The sequence below is a fragment of the Sphingopyxis granuli genome, assembly GCF_001559015.1.
Classification (GTDB): Bacteria; Pseudomonadota; Alphaproteobacteria; order Sphingomonadales; family Sphingomonadaceae; genus Sphingopyxis; species Sphingopyxis granuli.
The window spans coordinates 1,125,943-1,141,200 of record NZ_CP012199.1 but is presented as its reverse complement, the minus strand read 5'-3'; the positions used below and the strand labels follow the sequence as shown (position 1 = coordinate 1,141,200).

Below are 15,258 nucleotides of genomic sequence, written 5' to 3'. Positions count from 1 at the left end.
GGCCGTTCGGGGGCTTCCGGCAACCCGCGGCAAGCGATCCGGCCGCGCCGGCGCATGGACCGGTCCGGGCTCACCATTCGAGCTGCAGCGTGTCGTGGCCCCAGACGGTGACGACGTTGGGAACGGGCTTGCCGTTCGGCGCCAGCCGGAACTCGGGGATACGCGCGAGCCATTCCTCGAGCGTGAGCGTGATCTCGCGCCGCGCCAGATGCGATCCGATGCAGCGATGCGGCCCCGCCCCGAAAGAGATGTTTCGCGTGCTCAGCCGGTCGATGTTCAGCGTGTTGGCGTCCTCATATTCGGCGGGGTCCCGCGATGCGACGCCGAGCGGCGTGATCACCCTGTCCCCCTTGCGCATGGCGACGCCGTGGAACACCGTGTCCTCGGTCAGATAGCGGCTGGTCACCACCGTGCCGAAGGCGCGGATCAGTTCCTCCACCGCCTCGGGAATCTCCGCCGGCGTCGATCGCAGGCGATTCTGGAGGTCGGGCTGCTCCGCCAATGTCGCGAAGATGAAGCTCAGCGTCGCCGCCACCGTGTCGAGCCCCGCAATATAGAGGAAGAAGCACAGGCCCAGCACGGCATCGTCGTCGAGCGGCCGATCGTCGAGCGTCGCGGTGACCAGATGGCTGATCAGATCGTCGGTCGGCTCGGCGCGGCGGCGGCCGATGATGTCGAGCAGATAGGCCTTGAGCGCATGCGCGGCGCCGGCGCGAACCGCGACATCGTCGCTGTGCATCATCTCGTCCTCCCATTTCCGGAAGGTATCGACCTCTGCCAGCGGCAGCCCCATCAGCCGCAGGAAGACGTTGACGGGCAGTTCGCGGGCATAGGCGGTCATGAATTCGCATCCGCCGCGATGCCGGACCGCCTCGATCAGTTCGATCGCGGATTCGCGCACCCCGGCCTCGATCTCGTCCATGCGCCGCGGCGAAAAGAGCGGGTTGATCAGCTTGCGGTACCGCATGTGATCGGGCGCATCGAGCTCGACGGGCATCAGCGGCCAGCTTTCGCCCAATATGGCCGAGAATCCCGAGATGCCGCGGCTGGAGAAGAGTTCGGATTTCTGGAGGACCTCGCGTTGCAGGTCGGCGCGCGTGACGATCCAGCTTCCGCCGTCGACGTTCCTCAGGTCATCCGAAAGGTTGAAGAAGATGTCGGGGCCGTCGTGCAGCTTGCTGGCGGCGACGAAGGGGCAGCCGACCGCTTCGGTTTCGCGCGCCAGATCCCAGCGCCGCACCATGTCCGGCGCGATGTCGGGCCGCGACGGGCATCCGCCGCTCACCGGCCCGCCTCCGATTCTTCGCCGTCTTCGACGATGCGGATCGCCCGTTCCGGACAGGCGCGGGCGCCGCGGCGCCCCTCTACCTCATGTCCGGCAGGCACGGGGTTGATCGCCCGTTCGTTGTAGCCGTCCGAATTGAGCACGAAGACATGCGGCGCGACCGCGACGCAGCGCGCATGTCCGCTGCATTTCCCGACATCGACAATGGCCTTCATGGCTCTCCTCTCCACCAGGCTCCGCCAGCGTTTTCGCCGTTTCGGAAACAGGATTTATCGCAGCATCTCGATTTAGTCTAGAACAATATCGTATTGTATCATACCTTTTTTTCGGCCAAGATGATTTTGTGGAACGGTCGCGACGGGCGGCCGGTTTGGAACGGGTGCTCGCCGATGGAGCCTGCGGTTGCGGATTATGTGATTGTCGGCGCGGGATCGGCCGGGTGCGTGCTCGCCAACCGGTTGTCCGCCCGCCCCGACGACCGCGTCGTCCTTCTCGAGGCGGGGGGAGACGACCGGCCGCATCGCAACGCTGCGCAGTGGCTGTCGAACCTGATGATCCACGTTCCGGCCGGCTATGCCCAGACGCTCGCGGACCCGAAGGTCAACTGGAACTTCCGCACCGAGCCCGACCCGTCCACCGGAAACCGCGTCTATTCCTGGCCGCGCGGAAAGGTGCTCGGCGGCACATCGTCCATCAACGGCATGATCTATGTCCGGGGTCAGCCCCAGGACTATGACCATTGGCGTCAGCTCGGATGCACCGGCTGGTCATGGGAGGATGTGCTCCCCTATTTCCGGCGCGCCGAAAATCAGGAGAATGGCGAGGACGAATGGCACGGCGCCGGCGGGCCGCTGCATGTCGGCGACCAGCGCGAAAGATTCGCGGTCGGCGAAGCCTTGCTCGATGCCTGCCAGCAGGCTGGAATACCGCGGCGGGCCGACATCAACGGCGCCGAACAGGAAGGCGCGACCTGGTATCAGCAGACCACGCGGAACGGCCGGCGATGCTCCGCCGCGGTCGCCTACCTGCATCCGGTGATGACGCGCCCCAATCTCGACGTGCGGACCAATGCGCTCGCCTTGCGGATACTCTTCGAGGGCGGGCGAGCGGTCGGCGTGGAATATTCGGCGCATGGCGCGATCCACACGATTCGGGCGCGCCGCGAAATCATTCTCGCCGGGGGCGCGATCAACTCGCCGCAGTTGCTTCAGCTTTCCGGCATCGGCGACGCCAGCCTGCTGAGCGCCCTCGGGATCCGACCCGTTTTCCACAGTCCGCAGGTCGGCCGGAATCTGCAGGATCATTTCGGCGTGGCCACCGCCTTCCGGCTGCGTCCCGGCGTGAAGTCGGTCAACGAGCTGACGCAAGGGATACGGCTTGCGGGCCAGATCGCCCGCTATGTGCTCCGGCGCCGCGGCCTTCTGACCTTCGCGGCGGCGGCGGTCGGCGCCTTCTGCAAGTCACGGCCGGAGCTGGAGACGCCCGATATCCAGTTCCACATCCTGCCCGCGACCGCCGACCTGGCGGCGACGGGGCGCAAGCGGTTCATCGCGATGACGCTCGAACGCCAGCCCGGCATGACCTTTTCCGCCTATTACATGCGGCCGCAATCGCGGGGTTCGGTGACGATCCGGTCGTCCGATCCGCGCGATCACCCCGCCATCGCGCCCAACTATCTGGCCGAGGCCGAGGATCGGTCCGTCACCGTCCAGGGTCTGCGCTGGGCGCGCGCCATCGCGTCGCAACCCGCCCTGCGGCCCTATATCGAGAGCGAATTGCGGCCCGGCGCCGGAATCGAGACCGACGCCGAGCTTCTCGACTATGCCAGATCCAGCGGGACGTCGCTCTATCACCCGGTCGGAACATGCCGGATGGGCGACGATGCCCTCGCCGTGCTCGACCCGCGGCTGCGCGTCCGGGGCGTCGAGGGTCTCCGCGTTGCGGACGCGTCGATCATGCCCCGGCTCATTTCGGGCAACACGAACGCCCCCGCCATCATGATCGGCGAAAAGGCGGCCGACATGATTCTCGCCGACCGCGACGGTCCAGGACGACCCGGCACGGCGGCATGATTTTCAAGGACGGACAGATGGCAGGATTCGCACTTCCCAAGACGCTCGACGATTTCACCGCCGACTGGATGCAGCAGGCGCTGCGGACCCACGCGCCCGCGGCCAGGGTGCATGCGGCGAAGCCCACCCTCGTCATCCAGGGCACCGGGACCAAGATGCTCATGGAAATCGTCGCCGAGGGCGGCACCCCCGACCGCCCCCTGCCCGCATCGGTCTGCGTCAAGGGCGCCTATTCGCCGAACAGCGAATATCTGATGCCGCGGGGCCGCTACATCAACGAGGCGGTCTTCTACAAATCGCTCCAGCCCGAACTCGGCATGCGCTGTCCGCAGGCTTTTTTCGCCGAATTCGACGCGTCCGGCCAGTCGGTCATCGTCATGGAAGACCTCACGCTGCGGGACATCCATTTCAACCTCGCCACCGAAACGGTGGCGATCGACGCGGTGCGCAGCGGGTTGCGGCAACTGGCGAAAATCCATGCCAAATGGTGGAACGGGGCGTTCCTCGACACCATCGCCAGCCTCGGCCCCGCCCTGCCGGGAGGCGGGCACGAAGCGCGGCAGCGCGAGCCGGCGACCTGGGCGAAAATCATGACGCTGCCGCGCGCGGCCCAGCTTCCCGTCTTTGCCCGCGACGTCGCGCGAATGGGCGCGGCGCTCGACCGTCTGCGGCAATCGCATCTGACGGAACCATTCTGCCTGCTCCACGGCGATCCGCATATCGGGAACACCTATATCGACGAGGAAGGAGCGCTGGGCTTCTACGACTGGCAGACGCTGGCGCGCGGGTCGTGGGCGCATGACGTGAACTATCTCGTCGGCTCGACCCTGAGCATCGACGACAGACGGCATTGCGAGCGCGATCTCCTGCAGGACTATCTGACCGAACTGCACGCACTCGGCGGCCCCGCGATCGCGCTGCAAACGGCATGGGAAGACTATATCCTGCACGATGCCTACGGCCTGTTCTTCTGGACGGTGAACCCGGTCGAGATGCAGTCCGAGGAAAACAACATCGCGGTCGCCGAACGATTTGCCGCCGCGGCGGCGGACCACGACTGCCTTGGCGCCCTCGGCGTGTAGCGCGCAGGCAGCCTCACGCCATTACAGGTCGGCGGAGACCCCAAAGCTTCTGCCGCCCACCGGCGCCCTGAGTAGACTTCGCCATACCCCGCTAGCGCTCGTCGCGACTGGCCGGGCACCCCATTTTCTCGAACTCCTCGATGCTCATATACTCCGCCCGGGGGAGGTAATCGCCCAGCACCGCCGCCTCATCGCCCGGCAGCTTCGTATTCTGGTTCGCATGGGAGAAGCCGGATGAAGGAAGCAAGTTGCGCACATATATATAGGCATCGTCGAGATGCCCTGCCCCGTCGCCGACGGCAGACCATGACAGGAAGCCAACGCCGCATTTCGCGGTCGCGTTCTTGGGACGGTCGCTGTCGAGGCTGCTGACGATCACATAGTTGCGATCGCTATCGATGGGAACCTGCTCGTCGTAAAGGCAGGAGGTGGTCCGGGTGGTTGCGATGCTCTCGGTCTGGCAGATCGACCAGTAGCGCAACTGTCCCTCCGACGAGCGCGGGGTGCGGTTGTAGGTTGTCGGCACCGTCGGCAATTTCCCCCGGAACACGAGCACCTTTCCGTAGCGGCGGCTCAAATAGGCAGCGATATAGTTGTTGTCGATGTTCGGGTAGAGGCCGCCGGCGCGCGCCGGGGCCGTGGCGGGACGACAGTCGACCCCCGGATTCAGGCTGTACAGGCACGCGGTTCGAAACTTCGGATTATAGAAGGCATGGAATACCGGCGGATTCTGGGCTGGGAAACCATCCGGTGCGCCCGGCCGGTCGCGAAGCGCCGCGTACTGCGCCTTGGTGGGTATCGGGATCGGTACGATCTCCGCCGCGACGTTGAGCGCGGCGCAAGCGGCTTTGCCGGTCATCCGGCGTCCATCGGCGAGCACGAGTTCTGGCGTCGGCAGTCCCACGCCGCCGGTCAAGTCTCGGTTCTTGTCGGGAACATACAAGCGGAAGAACAGAATTTGCCGATCGCCAGCCGATGCCTTCGCATATAGCGTGTTGGATGCGCGATCCGAGGCAGGGACAGCTTCGTTCCGGATTTCCACGGTGAATGATCGATTCTTCTCACCCGTTCGCCGTTCGCCGGGGAGGAAAGGGTTACGCGAGCCCCGGTCAGGGGCAATCTGGTAGTCGGTTAGCGAATCAAGCGCCGCGCCATTTGCTTCGTAGGCGCTGACCGATTGGTAGCGGGCATGTGCGTACTGCCCCCTGAGCACGATCTTCGACCCGGCTGGCATGGCGATGTTCGCCGACCAGTATGCCGCTCCGGTATCGGGGAAACCGACATTGAATCCCGGATTGTCTTTGACATACGGCCCAAACCAGAAACACGCACTGGCGTCCTGTCCGCGCTGCGAATGGGAAGCGGCCATAGCCGAAGGGGTGAAGTTGGCGGCCGCCAGGCCCCCCAACACCATAGCCAACCCCAGGCGCGACTGCTTGAGTTCGAACCGGCGGCCCGCAAGAATGGCTGCGGCTATCGATCTGATCATCATACTGTCCTTTCGAGGTTGCGGGATGCCGACGTCTGCTTTGTTGGCAGCGCCGCGCGGAATCGATCCTTCACCCTCTTTCTCCCGACGCCCGACCCAGGATGGCTAGAGACTGACGCCGCCGCCGACCAACACGACTTCACCGCTGATATAATCGCTCTCCGGCGCGCACATCAGATAGACGCCGCCGGCCGCTTCCTCGGGCAGGCCCGCCCGGCCCAGCGGAACCGCGGTCTTCAGCATCTCCAGCATCTGGCGAGGGACGCCCGCCTGGATTTCCTGTCCTTCGATGCCGATGCGCGAATCCGGATCGTCATTGGGTTTGGTCAGCCGCGTCTCGATGAAGCCGAAGGCGACGCAATTCACGCAGACCTTGTAGCGCCCCCACTCCTTCGACATCGTCTTGGTCATGCCGATCAGCGCCGATTTGGCGGCCGAATAATTGACCTGCCCGGCATTGCCGTTCGTGCCGGCGATCGACGAGATGTTGACGACCTTGCGGATAACCTCGCGGCCTTCGGCAGCCTCCTGCCTGGCGAACAGGCGGATCGGCTCGGCGGCCGCCCGCAGGATGCGGAACGGCGCGACGGTGTGCACGTCCAGCATCGCCTGGAACTGCTCGTCACTCTGCCGCTGGATCACGGCATCACGCGTATAGCCCGCATTGTTGACGATGATATGCAGGCCGCCGAACCGGTCGAGCGCCGTCTGGACGAAGCGCCCACCGAAATCGGGCGCGGTCACATTGCCGATGCACGCCGCCGCGCGGCCGCCCGCGGCCTCGATCGCCGCGATCGTTTCGAGCGCCGGCGCCTCGTCGAGGTCGTTGACGACCACGGCGGCGCCTTCCGAGGCAAGCTTCAGCGCGACCGCGCGGCCGATGCCGCGTCCCGATCCCGATACAATCGCGACCTTGCCTTCCAGTTTCAACGTCATGATATCCTGTCTTTCCTTTTGTTTCAGGCGACCGCGACGAGCGCTTCGCCCGCGAGCGTCCGGGTGCCGTCGTCGATGAAGGCGTTGATCGCGATGCGCAGGGCGCGCTCGCCGTCCATCTCGATTTCCTCCAGCACCTCGCCGGTGCAGCGGACCGTCGCATAGAGCGGGGTGATCGCGGTGAACCGCACGTTCCAGCGCCGGATGCGATCCTGCGGCGCCCAGCTGCGCAGCGCCTGCGCAAGATAGGCCATCGACAACATGCCGTGCGCGAAGACGTCGCCCATCCCGGCGTCGCGGGCATAGTCGCTGTCGATGTGGAGCCGGACATGATCGTGGCTGGCGCCCGCGAACAGTGCGAGGGTGGTGCGATCGATCGGACCGCGAACGAGTTCGGGCAATATGGTGCCCACTGCGAGAGTCTCAGCCATTGCGCACCACCGTCACGCTTTCCATTTCCGCCACGAGCACGCCGTCCTCGTCGTGCGCCGTGGTGTCCTGGACCACGAATTCCAGCGCCCCGCCCTTCTTGGCGTAGATGTCCCGGGTCGTCGTCACCAGGGTCAGGCGGTCGCCCGCGCAGATCGGGCGGTGATAGGTGAAGCTCTGTTCGCCATGCAGAATGCGGCTCATGTCGACGCCCATCCCGTTCACCGGATCGAGGACCGCGCCGATTTTCGCGGGGACGGACATGTTGAGCGAGAAGAGGTAGGTCGGCGGTGCCGGGATGGCCCGGAACCCGGCGGCCAGCGCGGCCGCATCGTCGAAATAGACGGGGTCGGTTTCCCCGGTCGCCTCCGCAAAGAAGCGCAGGAAGCCGCGCTCGACCTCGACCGTGCGGGGTTCGGACGCCTGCCCGATATGCTTGTCGCGATCGATCATGACGCGCCGGCCTTTCGGTACAGGGTGACGACGCAGGCGCCGCCCAGCCCGATATTGTGCTGGAGCGCGACGCGCGCGCCTTCGACCTGCCGGCGGTCGGCCGTGCCGCGAAGCTGGTGCGTCAGTTCATAGCATTGGGCGAGGCCGGTCGCGCCGAGCGGGTGCCCCTTGGACAGCAGGCCGCCCGACGGATTGACGACATGCTTGCCGCCATAGCTGTTCTGGCCGTCGCGGATATAGCGCTCGGCGGTGCCTTCCGCAGTCAGGCCGAGCGCCTCATAGGTGATGAGCTCGTTGGGCGTGAAACAGTCGTGCAGTTCCACCACGTCGACTTCGTCGGGCCCAATCGACGCCGCCGCATAGACCTGATCGGCGGCGGCCTTCGACATGTCGTAGCCGACGACGCTCATCATCGATCGGTTTTCGAAGGCGGCGGCAGTGTCGGTCGTCAATGCCTGCGCGACGATTTCCACCGACGCATCCAACCCGTGCCGCGCCGCGAAGGCCGGCGAAACGAGAATCGCCGCGGCCGCGCCGCAGGTCGGCGGGCAGGCCTGGAGCCGGGTGACCGGGCCGTAGAGCGGCTTGGCGGCCATGACCTCTTCCAGCGTCAGCGGATCGCGGAACAGCGCCAGCGGATTGCCCGCCGCGTGCCGCCGCGCCTTCACGGCGATCATCCCGAAAACCTCGTCGCCGATGCCGTAACGCTGCTGATAATCGATGCCGGCACCGCCGAACTGCTGGGCGGCGAAAGGCACGCCTTCGGCGACGCCCTGAATCTCCTCCTGCACCGACTGGTGCAGGTCCATCACCCGTTTCCGGTCGTTGAAGATCATGCCGATGGCGCCCGGATTCATCTGCTCGAACCCAACGGCGAGGACGCAGTCGGCGGCCCCCGACGCCACCATCTGCCGCGCGAGATACAGCGCGGTCGACCCGGTCGAGCAATTGTTGTTGACGTTGACGATCGGGATGCCGGTGATGCCGACGCGGTACAGCGCGGACTGGCCCGCGGTCGAATCGGCATAGACGTAGCCGGCATAGGCCTGCTCGATCTGGTCATAGCCGATCCCGGCATCGGCCAGCGCGAGCCGAACTGCCTTTTCGGCCATCACGTCCCAGTCCTCGGCCTGGCTCGGCTTGGTGAAGGGGATCATGCCGACACCGGCAACATGCACATTCTTCATCGGTTCACTTCCTTGGAAAAATGATGGAAATCGGTCAGGAGACGTTGGACGACTGCCCCGTCCAATGCCGCGCCCGCAACTCGGCCTTCAGCACCTTGCCCGCGGCGGACAGCGGCAGGACCGGGACGAACTCGAACGATTTCGGGCATTTATATGCGGCAATGTGATCCCGGCAGTACGCCACCAGTTCCTCTTCGCCGGTGTCCGTGTCGGGATGGAAGACGACGACAGCATGGACGCGCTCGCCCCAGCGCGCGTCCGGTACCGCGATCACGGTGCACTGCGCGATGGCCGGGTGACTGTCGAGCACGGCTTCGACCTCGGCGGAATAGACGTTCTCGCCGCCCGAAACGATCATGTCCTTCATCCGGTCGACGACGAACAGCAATCCGTCTTCGTCCAGATATCCGCCGTCCCCGGTGTGCATCCAGCCGTTCGCCAGCGCGGCGGCCGTCGTCTCGGGCTGTTCCCAATAGCCGAGCATGACGCCCGGCCCGCGGACCAATATCTCGCCGACCTCGCCCACCGCGACGGGGCGGCCGGCCGGGTCGGCGACACGCACCTCGGTGCCGGGGATCGCCCGGCCGGCGCTGCGGTGCTTGCCCGCCCGGCGATTCTCGTCCCGGTGCATGTCCGGGGTGAGGAGCGTCGCCGCCGCTGAGGTTTCCGTCATGCCATAGGCCTGGTAGAACTGGGCGTGCGGGGCTGCGGCCGTGATGCGGTCGAGCAACGCCTCCGACATCGGCGAGGCGCCATAGAGAATCCGCTGCACGCCCGACAGCAGGCCCGGATCGAAACCCGGATCGTCGAGGACCATCCGGATCATCGCCGGAACCAGAAAGGCGTCGGTGACGCCGTTGTCCGCGATCAGCCGCGGCGTTTCGGCGGGATGGAAGCCCGGCGCCACGACCGCGGCGCCCCCGGCCAGCATCGTCGACATGAGCGCCGATGCGCCGGCGAGGTGAAAGAGCGGCGCCGCGATGAGCGCGCGACAACCATCGGGAAACACGCCAAGCGTGCGCACGGTTTGCGAGTTGCCGGCGACGTTCGCTCCGCTGAGCATGACCCCCTTGGCGCGGCCGGTGGTCCCGCCCGTATAGAAAATGCCCCACGGTGCATCGCCGTCCACCTGTTCGGGGGGGACGGGCGCGTGTCCCGAAAACTCGCTGGCCGGTACCCATTCGGGGCGCAGCGCGCCGGACGAAACGACTGGAAGCGCAAGCCCGCTTCGCGCGATCGCGTCCTGCGCCGCCTGTTCGAACCCTTCGCCCACGATCATCAGCGAGGGTCGGCAATCGGCCAGGGCAAAGGCATTTTCCGCGACGCTCCACCGGCAGTTCAAAGGCGTCAGCACGGCCCCGATCCAGGGGATCGCCAGATAAAGCTGCACATAGAGGCCGTCGTTCGCCGCCAGGATCGCCACCCGGTCGCCGCGCCCGACACCCAGCGACCGCAACGCGCCGGCGATGCGGGCCGCGCTCTCCAGCGTGCCGCTCCAGTCGAGTTCGGCATGACGGGTTATGATCGCAGGGCGGTCGGCGCAGCCTGTGACCGCGGCGCGAACCGCGGCCACGCTGCCGCCCCCGTCTTCAACCGACCCGGTCACTCTGCCGATCCTCAAAAGCGGACCGTGGCGGATGCGCCATAGGTTCGCGGCTCGCCGTGGATGCAGCGGATCGCCGTGCTTCCGGGGAAGACCCCGTTCCGCAGGCCCAGAGGACCGTCGAGAAGCTGATAGGCGGTGGACGAGCAAAAGGACTGGTTGATCAGGTTGTTGCCGAACAGGGCGAGGGTCCAGCGCTCATCCATGCTTCCGATCGAGAATCGGGCGCCGATCTGCGCGAAGCCGTCCATGATGGTTTGCGGGTTCCCATCGTTGACCGAACTGAAATAGTCGGAGAGAAACGAGATATTGCCGTTCATCCTCCATTCGAGGTTCGACCCGATGTCGCCGCGCCATTCCGCCGCGACATTGCCGGTGAATTCCGGCGCGAAGGCCACGCGCTTCCCTTTCAGATCCTGCGTTCCCGAAAGGCCGGGCAGGTTGGGCCCGAATTCATAGCTGGTGAACTTCGAGTCCAGATAGGCAAGCGACGCAGTGACCGAGAAATCGCGGACCGGCCGCATGACGACGTCGAATTCCATGCCTTGCTGCCGCAGGCTGCCGGCATTGCGGACGACGAAACTGGTGCCATCGAAACCGCGATCCTGATAGCCGCCGATGTCCATGCGATAGAGCGTCAGATTGGCCTGCAAGCTGTCGTCCAGCCAGCTCGATTTCACACCGAGCTCGTAATTGTCGACTTCTTCGCGGGCGAACAGGCGCCGCTGACCAAGCGCCGGCGTGCCGCCGCCCGAATTGAATCCGCCCGACTTATATCCCGTCGAATAGGTGGCGAAGAGCATCAGGTCGTCGGTCGGCTTGTAGGACAGATTGGCCCGCCACGTCACCTTGCTGTCGTTCAGGGACAACGGCGTAAGCTCGGCGGCCCGCAGCGCCGCGCCGAAGGGATTGTTGACTTTCTGATCGAACAGGCCGCGCTTTTCATCGCGCGTCCAGCGGACGCCGAGCGTGGCGTCCAGCCGGTCCGTCAGATGGACGGTGGACTGGCCGTAGACGGCATAGCTCTTGACGTTCTGGGAGAATTGAAGGTCCGTGGCCCCGTCGCCGCCGGGAGAAACCAGGGAGGCGTTGCAAGCCGGCCTCTGCGCGGCACTGGCGGCGAGACCACAGAAGCCGCTTTGAAGGTTGAAACCTTCCCCGATGCGATAATCCTCTTCGAAATAATAAAGCCCCGCCACGAAATCCAGCTTCCCACCGAGAAGCTCGTCACTGGGCGAAATGATCTGAAGCTCGTGACTCTGGCTCTCGCTGTCGTAATCGCCGGTGCGCGTCACCAGCGGCACCGGCAGATAGCCGAGGTCGCCGTCGAGCTGAGAGGAGGTCCAGTCCCGGTAGCTGTTGATCAGCCGGAAAGTGAACCCGCCGCTATCCAGCGAAAGGTCGCTGCTGACGCCCCATTGCCGGTCGCGCAAGTCGCCGACGCGGACGAAATTCGCGTTGCGGTCCCCGATTTCGGTGTCGGGGAGAAGGCCCCCGAGCCGCGCCTGCAACGCATCGAGTTGAGCGGGACTGATCGACGAAGCGATGAAGTCGGCATTATATCCGCCGTCCCCCCTGGTCTCGGCATAGTCGCCGCGCACCAGCCAGGTGACATTTCCAAACTCCGCCTTGATCGATCCGCGCGTGACGAAATCGTCCGCACCTCCGAACTGCTTGCCATCGAGGCGGTTGTGCCAATATCCGCCGAACCACTGCCGCAGCGCCGCGACGCGGACCGCGACATTGTCCGACAGAGGGACGTTGATGTAACCGTCGATCTTGTAGCGGTCGGCGTTGCCGATCTCTCCGGTCAGGCGGCCGGAAAAGCTCTGCTCGGGTTCCGCCGTGCGGAGGCTGAGGGCGCCGACGCTGGCATTGCGCCCGAACAGCGTTCCCTGCGGCCCGCGCAGGATTTCGACCGCCGATATGTCCAGGAAGCTGGTGATGACGGCGCCGGGGCGCGGGATATAGATGCCGTCGACGAACGACGCGACGCTCGGCTCGGTCGCCGTGTTGCTGGAGGAAGCGATGCCGCGGACGGAAATCCGGACGTTCGCGGCCTGCCCCGGCTTGGTGACCGAAAAGTTCGACGCCACGCGACCCAGGTCGGCGATATCGGCGATATTGGCCTGCTCCATCTGCGCGCTGGAAAAGGCCGCGATCGAGATGGGGACGTCCTGGATATTCTCGGAGCGCTTTTGCGCGGTCACGATGATCTCGTTTTCGCCTTGCGCGGGCTGCGCCTCCTGCGCCGAAGCGGCACCGGCCGAAATCGCAACGAAAACCGCGCCCGACAGCATGAACATGCGTTTTCTACCCATCCCAGCATCCTCTCCATTCGAGACCCGGGAGAGCCTTGGTCCGCCAACCCGAATCCTCTATTTTTTTCCTAAACGATCATTAGAATAATTTGGGCGTGCTGTCAACGACAGTACAAAATTACAGCGAATTTTCGCAGCATATTGCAGATAACTCCGTAAGATGCCCATTTACGAAGCAAACGAGCTTTCATATTAATTTGACTCATTGGACAGCAATGACGATAGCGCCCCGCAACGGCAGGAACACCCCCGTGTCCCGTCTCTCGCGAGCGATTCATACCGGCCTTTGGGGTCGGCATGCCGCTGTGCTACGGTCTTCGGAAAAAAGGGGGTGGACAAGGCCGAGGGACGGCCGGGGGATCCCATATCAAGGATGCCAAGGGCTCACCCGCGACATGCAGGTCGTCGCGCGGAGGGCGGAATATGATCCGGCCCGGCCGCCCCGCCGGCCGCTCGCCATCATTTAGGAATCGCCATGCAGTCACCCACCGTCAGCCCCAAAAGAAATCGTCGCTACGCCACGAGGAAGCTCGACGTGATCCAGGGGGCTGCGCGGGTGTTTGCGCGGCTGGGTTATCACGGGTCGTCGCTGAACGACGTCGCGAACGAACTGGGCATGACGCCCGCCGCGCTCTATTATTATGTGCGGTCGAAGGACGAGCTTCTTCTCGAAGCGAACATCTATGCCGCCGGGAAGATTAAAAGGGCTTTTCTGGAGATTTGCGAAGATACGGACAGCTCCGCGCTCCGGAAGATCGTCATATATTTCCGGTTCTACGCCGAATGCATGACCGACGACTTCGGTCGCTGCCTCGCCCTCACCGCGCCCAACGACCTGCCGTCGCCGTTGCGCGAAAAGAGCCTGGAGCAGCGGCGCGAACTCACGGACATGGTGCGGCGGCTGATCCGGGAGGGCATCGCCGAAGGGTCGATCCAGAGCTGCGACGACCGGCTTCTGGCGTTCACCCTCTATGCGGCGGCGAACACGCTGGCCCGCTGGTATGCGAACGACGGCCAGCAAACCGCGGGCGAATTGATGGACGCCATGATGATGATGCTGGTCAACGGACTGATCCACCCGCCCCTTCCGGACGGCTTTCCCCGCTAGCGCGGTTCACGGAAAGGCGATGCCGGGCGTTCGCCGCCCGGCATCGCCGGAATCCGGATGTGCCGCTTATCGCGCGTTCATCGCGGCATATTCGGCGATCTTCTGCTTGCCGAGCTGCGACATATGCACCTCTTCGGGTCCGTCGGTGATGCGGATATAGCGGTTGAGCGTGAAGAAGCCGGCAACCGGCGTGTCGTCGCTCACCCCCATGCCGCCGTGCACCTGGATCGCGCGGTCGGCGACGGTCTGCGCCATCGTCGGGGCGATCACCTTGATCGCGGCGATCAGGTCCTTCGCCTTCTTGTTGCCGTACCGATCCATCGCATCGGCCGCCTTCAGCGTCAGCAGCCGCGCCATTTCCACTTCGCAGAAGCTGCGCGCGACATCCTGCCGGATGCTGCTCTGGTCGGCCAGCTTCTTGCCGAAGGCGACGCGACTGTCGGCGCGGCGCGCCATATGTTCGAGCGCGCGCTGCGCCTGTCCGATCGAGCGCATGCAGTGATGGATGCGCCCCGGCCCGAGGCGCCCCTGCGCGATTTCGAACCCGCGCCCTTCGCCCAGGATCAGATTTTCCTTCGGCACGCGCACATTGTCGAACTTCAGCTCGACCTCGCCGCCCGGCGAATTGTGCGAGCCGAACACGGTCAGATGGCGCACCACCTCGACCCCCGGCGTGTCGCGCGGGACGAGGATCTGCGAGTGCTGGATGTGACGCGGCGCGTCGAAATGCGTCTTGCCCATCACGATGAAGATGTCGCAGCGCGGATGCATCGCGTTCGATATCCACCATTTGCGGCCGTTGATCACATAATCGTCGCCGTCGGGCAGGATCGACAGCTCGAGGTTGGTCGCATCGGACGAAGCGACCTGCGGCTCGGTCATCACATAGGCCGAGCGGATTTTGCCGGCGAGCAGCGGCTTCAGCCAGCGTTCCTGCTGGTCCGGCGAACCGAATTTGGCCAGCACCTCCATATTGCCGGTGTCGGGCGCCGAGCAGTTGAAGATCTGGCTCGCCCAGGGCACGCGCCCCATCGCTTCGGCCAGCGGCGCATATTCGAGGTTGGAAAGCCCCGGAGAGAATTCGCCATATTCGTGCGGCAGGAACAGGTTCCACAGCCCGGCGGCGCGCGCCTTGTCCTTCAGCGCCTCCATCTGCGGCCATTCCTGCCACAGATTGTTCTGGTCGTGGACGAAGTCGTAATAGGCCCGCTCGTTCGGATAGACATGCTCGTCCATGAAGGCTTCGAGCGTCTTGAGCAGGGCCGCGACCCTGGTGCTATATTCGAAATCCAT

At 65.0% G+C, this 15,258-nt stretch carries 13 protein-coding genes; 3 read left to right on the top strand and 10 right to left on the bottom strand.

Annotated elements, in window-relative coordinates; genetic code table 11:
• Positions 1-70: 70 nt before the first annotated feature.
• Together SGRAN_RS05325 and SGRAN_RS05320 are read right to left on the bottom strand one after the other, a co-directional pair.
• Positions 71-1,285 carry a cytochrome P450 gene (locus tag SGRAN_RS05325; RefSeq protein WP_067105196.1) on the bottom strand — a complete coding sequence of 405 codons (1,215 nt, stop codon included), beginning with the start codon at positions 1,283-1,285 and terminating at the stop codon, positions 71-73.
• Complete coding sequence (locus SGRAN_RS05320; RefSeq protein ID WP_067181302.1) at positions 1,282-1,500, bottom strand: ferredoxin; 219 nt, start codon at positions 1,498-1,500, stop codon at positions 1,282-1,284. The genes SGRAN_RS05325 and SGRAN_RS05320 overlap by 4 nt, the downstream gene beginning before the upstream one ends.
• A gap of 174 nt (positions 1,501-1,674) precedes the next feature.
• On the opposite strand from SGRAN_RS05320, the gene SGRAN_RS05315 reads away from it, so the two are divergent.
• Both SGRAN_RS05315 and SGRAN_RS05310 read left to right on the top strand, forming a co-directional pair.
• Positions 1,675-3,357 (top strand): GMC family oxidoreductase, encoded by a 1,683-nt coding sequence (locus SGRAN_RS05315; protein ID WP_067181300.1) that lies wholly within the window; start codon positions 1,675-1,677, stop codon positions 3,355-3,357.
• A gap of 17 nt (positions 3,358-3,374) precedes the next feature.
• Complete coding sequence (locus SGRAN_RS05310) at positions 3,375-4,439, top strand: phosphotransferase (RefSeq protein ID WP_172709617.1); 1,065 nt, start codon at positions 3,375-3,377, stop codon at positions 4,437-4,439.
• Between the two features lie 91 nt (positions 4,440-4,530).
• Here the strand turns inward: SGRAN_RS05310 and SGRAN_RS05305 are convergent, their stop codons facing one another.
• From SGRAN_RS05305 to SGRAN_RS05275, 7 genes are all read right to left on the bottom strand, one after another.
• A complete protein-coding gene (locus SGRAN_RS05305; RefSeq protein WP_172709616.1) occupies positions 4,531-5,931 on the bottom strand; it encodes a hypothetical protein in 1,401 nt (466 codons plus the stop codon).
• A 102-nt stretch (positions 5,932-6,033) separates the two neighbouring features.
• A complete protein-coding gene (locus SGRAN_RS05300) occupies positions 6,034-6,864 on the bottom strand; it encodes an SDR family NAD(P)-dependent oxidoreductase (protein ID WP_067181295.1) in 831 nt (276 codons plus the stop codon).
• A 23-nt stretch (positions 6,865-6,887) separates the two neighbouring features.
• On the bottom strand, positions 6,888-7,295 hold the full coding sequence (locus SGRAN_RS05295) for a MaoC/PaaZ C-terminal domain-containing protein (protein ID WP_067181293.1): 408 nt from the start codon (positions 7,293-7,295) through the stop codon (positions 6,888-6,890).
• Positions 7,288-7,746, bottom strand: coding sequence for a MaoC family dehydratase N-terminal domain-containing protein (locus SGRAN_RS05290; RefSeq protein ID WP_067181290.1), 459 nt, complete (start codon positions 7,744-7,746; stop codon positions 7,288-7,290). The genes SGRAN_RS05295 and SGRAN_RS05290 overlap by 8 nt, the downstream gene beginning before the upstream one ends.
• Complete coding sequence (locus tag SGRAN_RS05285; RefSeq protein WP_067181288.1) at positions 7,743-8,933, bottom strand: lipid-transfer protein; 1,191 nt, start codon at positions 8,931-8,933, stop codon at positions 7,743-7,745. The genes SGRAN_RS05290 and SGRAN_RS05285 overlap by 4 nt, the downstream gene beginning before the upstream one ends.
• Before the next feature lie 34 nt (positions 8,934-8,967).
• Entirely contained in the window at positions 8,968-10,539 is a 1,572-nt protein-coding gene (locus SGRAN_RS05280; protein ID WP_067181285.1) for an AMP-binding protein, read from the bottom strand.
• An 11-nt stretch (positions 10,540-10,550) separates the two neighbouring features.
• Entirely contained in the window at positions 10,551-12,857 is a 2,307-nt protein-coding gene (locus SGRAN_RS05275; protein WP_082737083.1) for a TonB-dependent receptor, read from the bottom strand.
• Between the two features lie 475 nt (positions 12,858-13,332).
• Between SGRAN_RS05275 and SGRAN_RS05270 the strand changes: the two genes are divergently transcribed.
• Complete coding sequence (locus SGRAN_RS05270; protein ID WP_082737082.1) at positions 13,333-13,965, top strand: TetR/AcrR family transcriptional regulator; 633 nt, start codon at positions 13,333-13,335, stop codon at positions 13,963-13,965.
• A 66-nt stretch (positions 13,966-14,031) separates the two neighbouring features.
• On the opposite strand, the gene SGRAN_RS05265 is transcribed toward SGRAN_RS05270, so the two are convergent.
• On the bottom strand, positions 14,032-15,258 hold the full coding sequence (locus SGRAN_RS05265; RefSeq protein WP_067181278.1) for an acyl-CoA dehydrogenase family protein: 1,227 nt from the start codon (positions 15,256-15,258) through the stop codon (positions 14,032-14,034).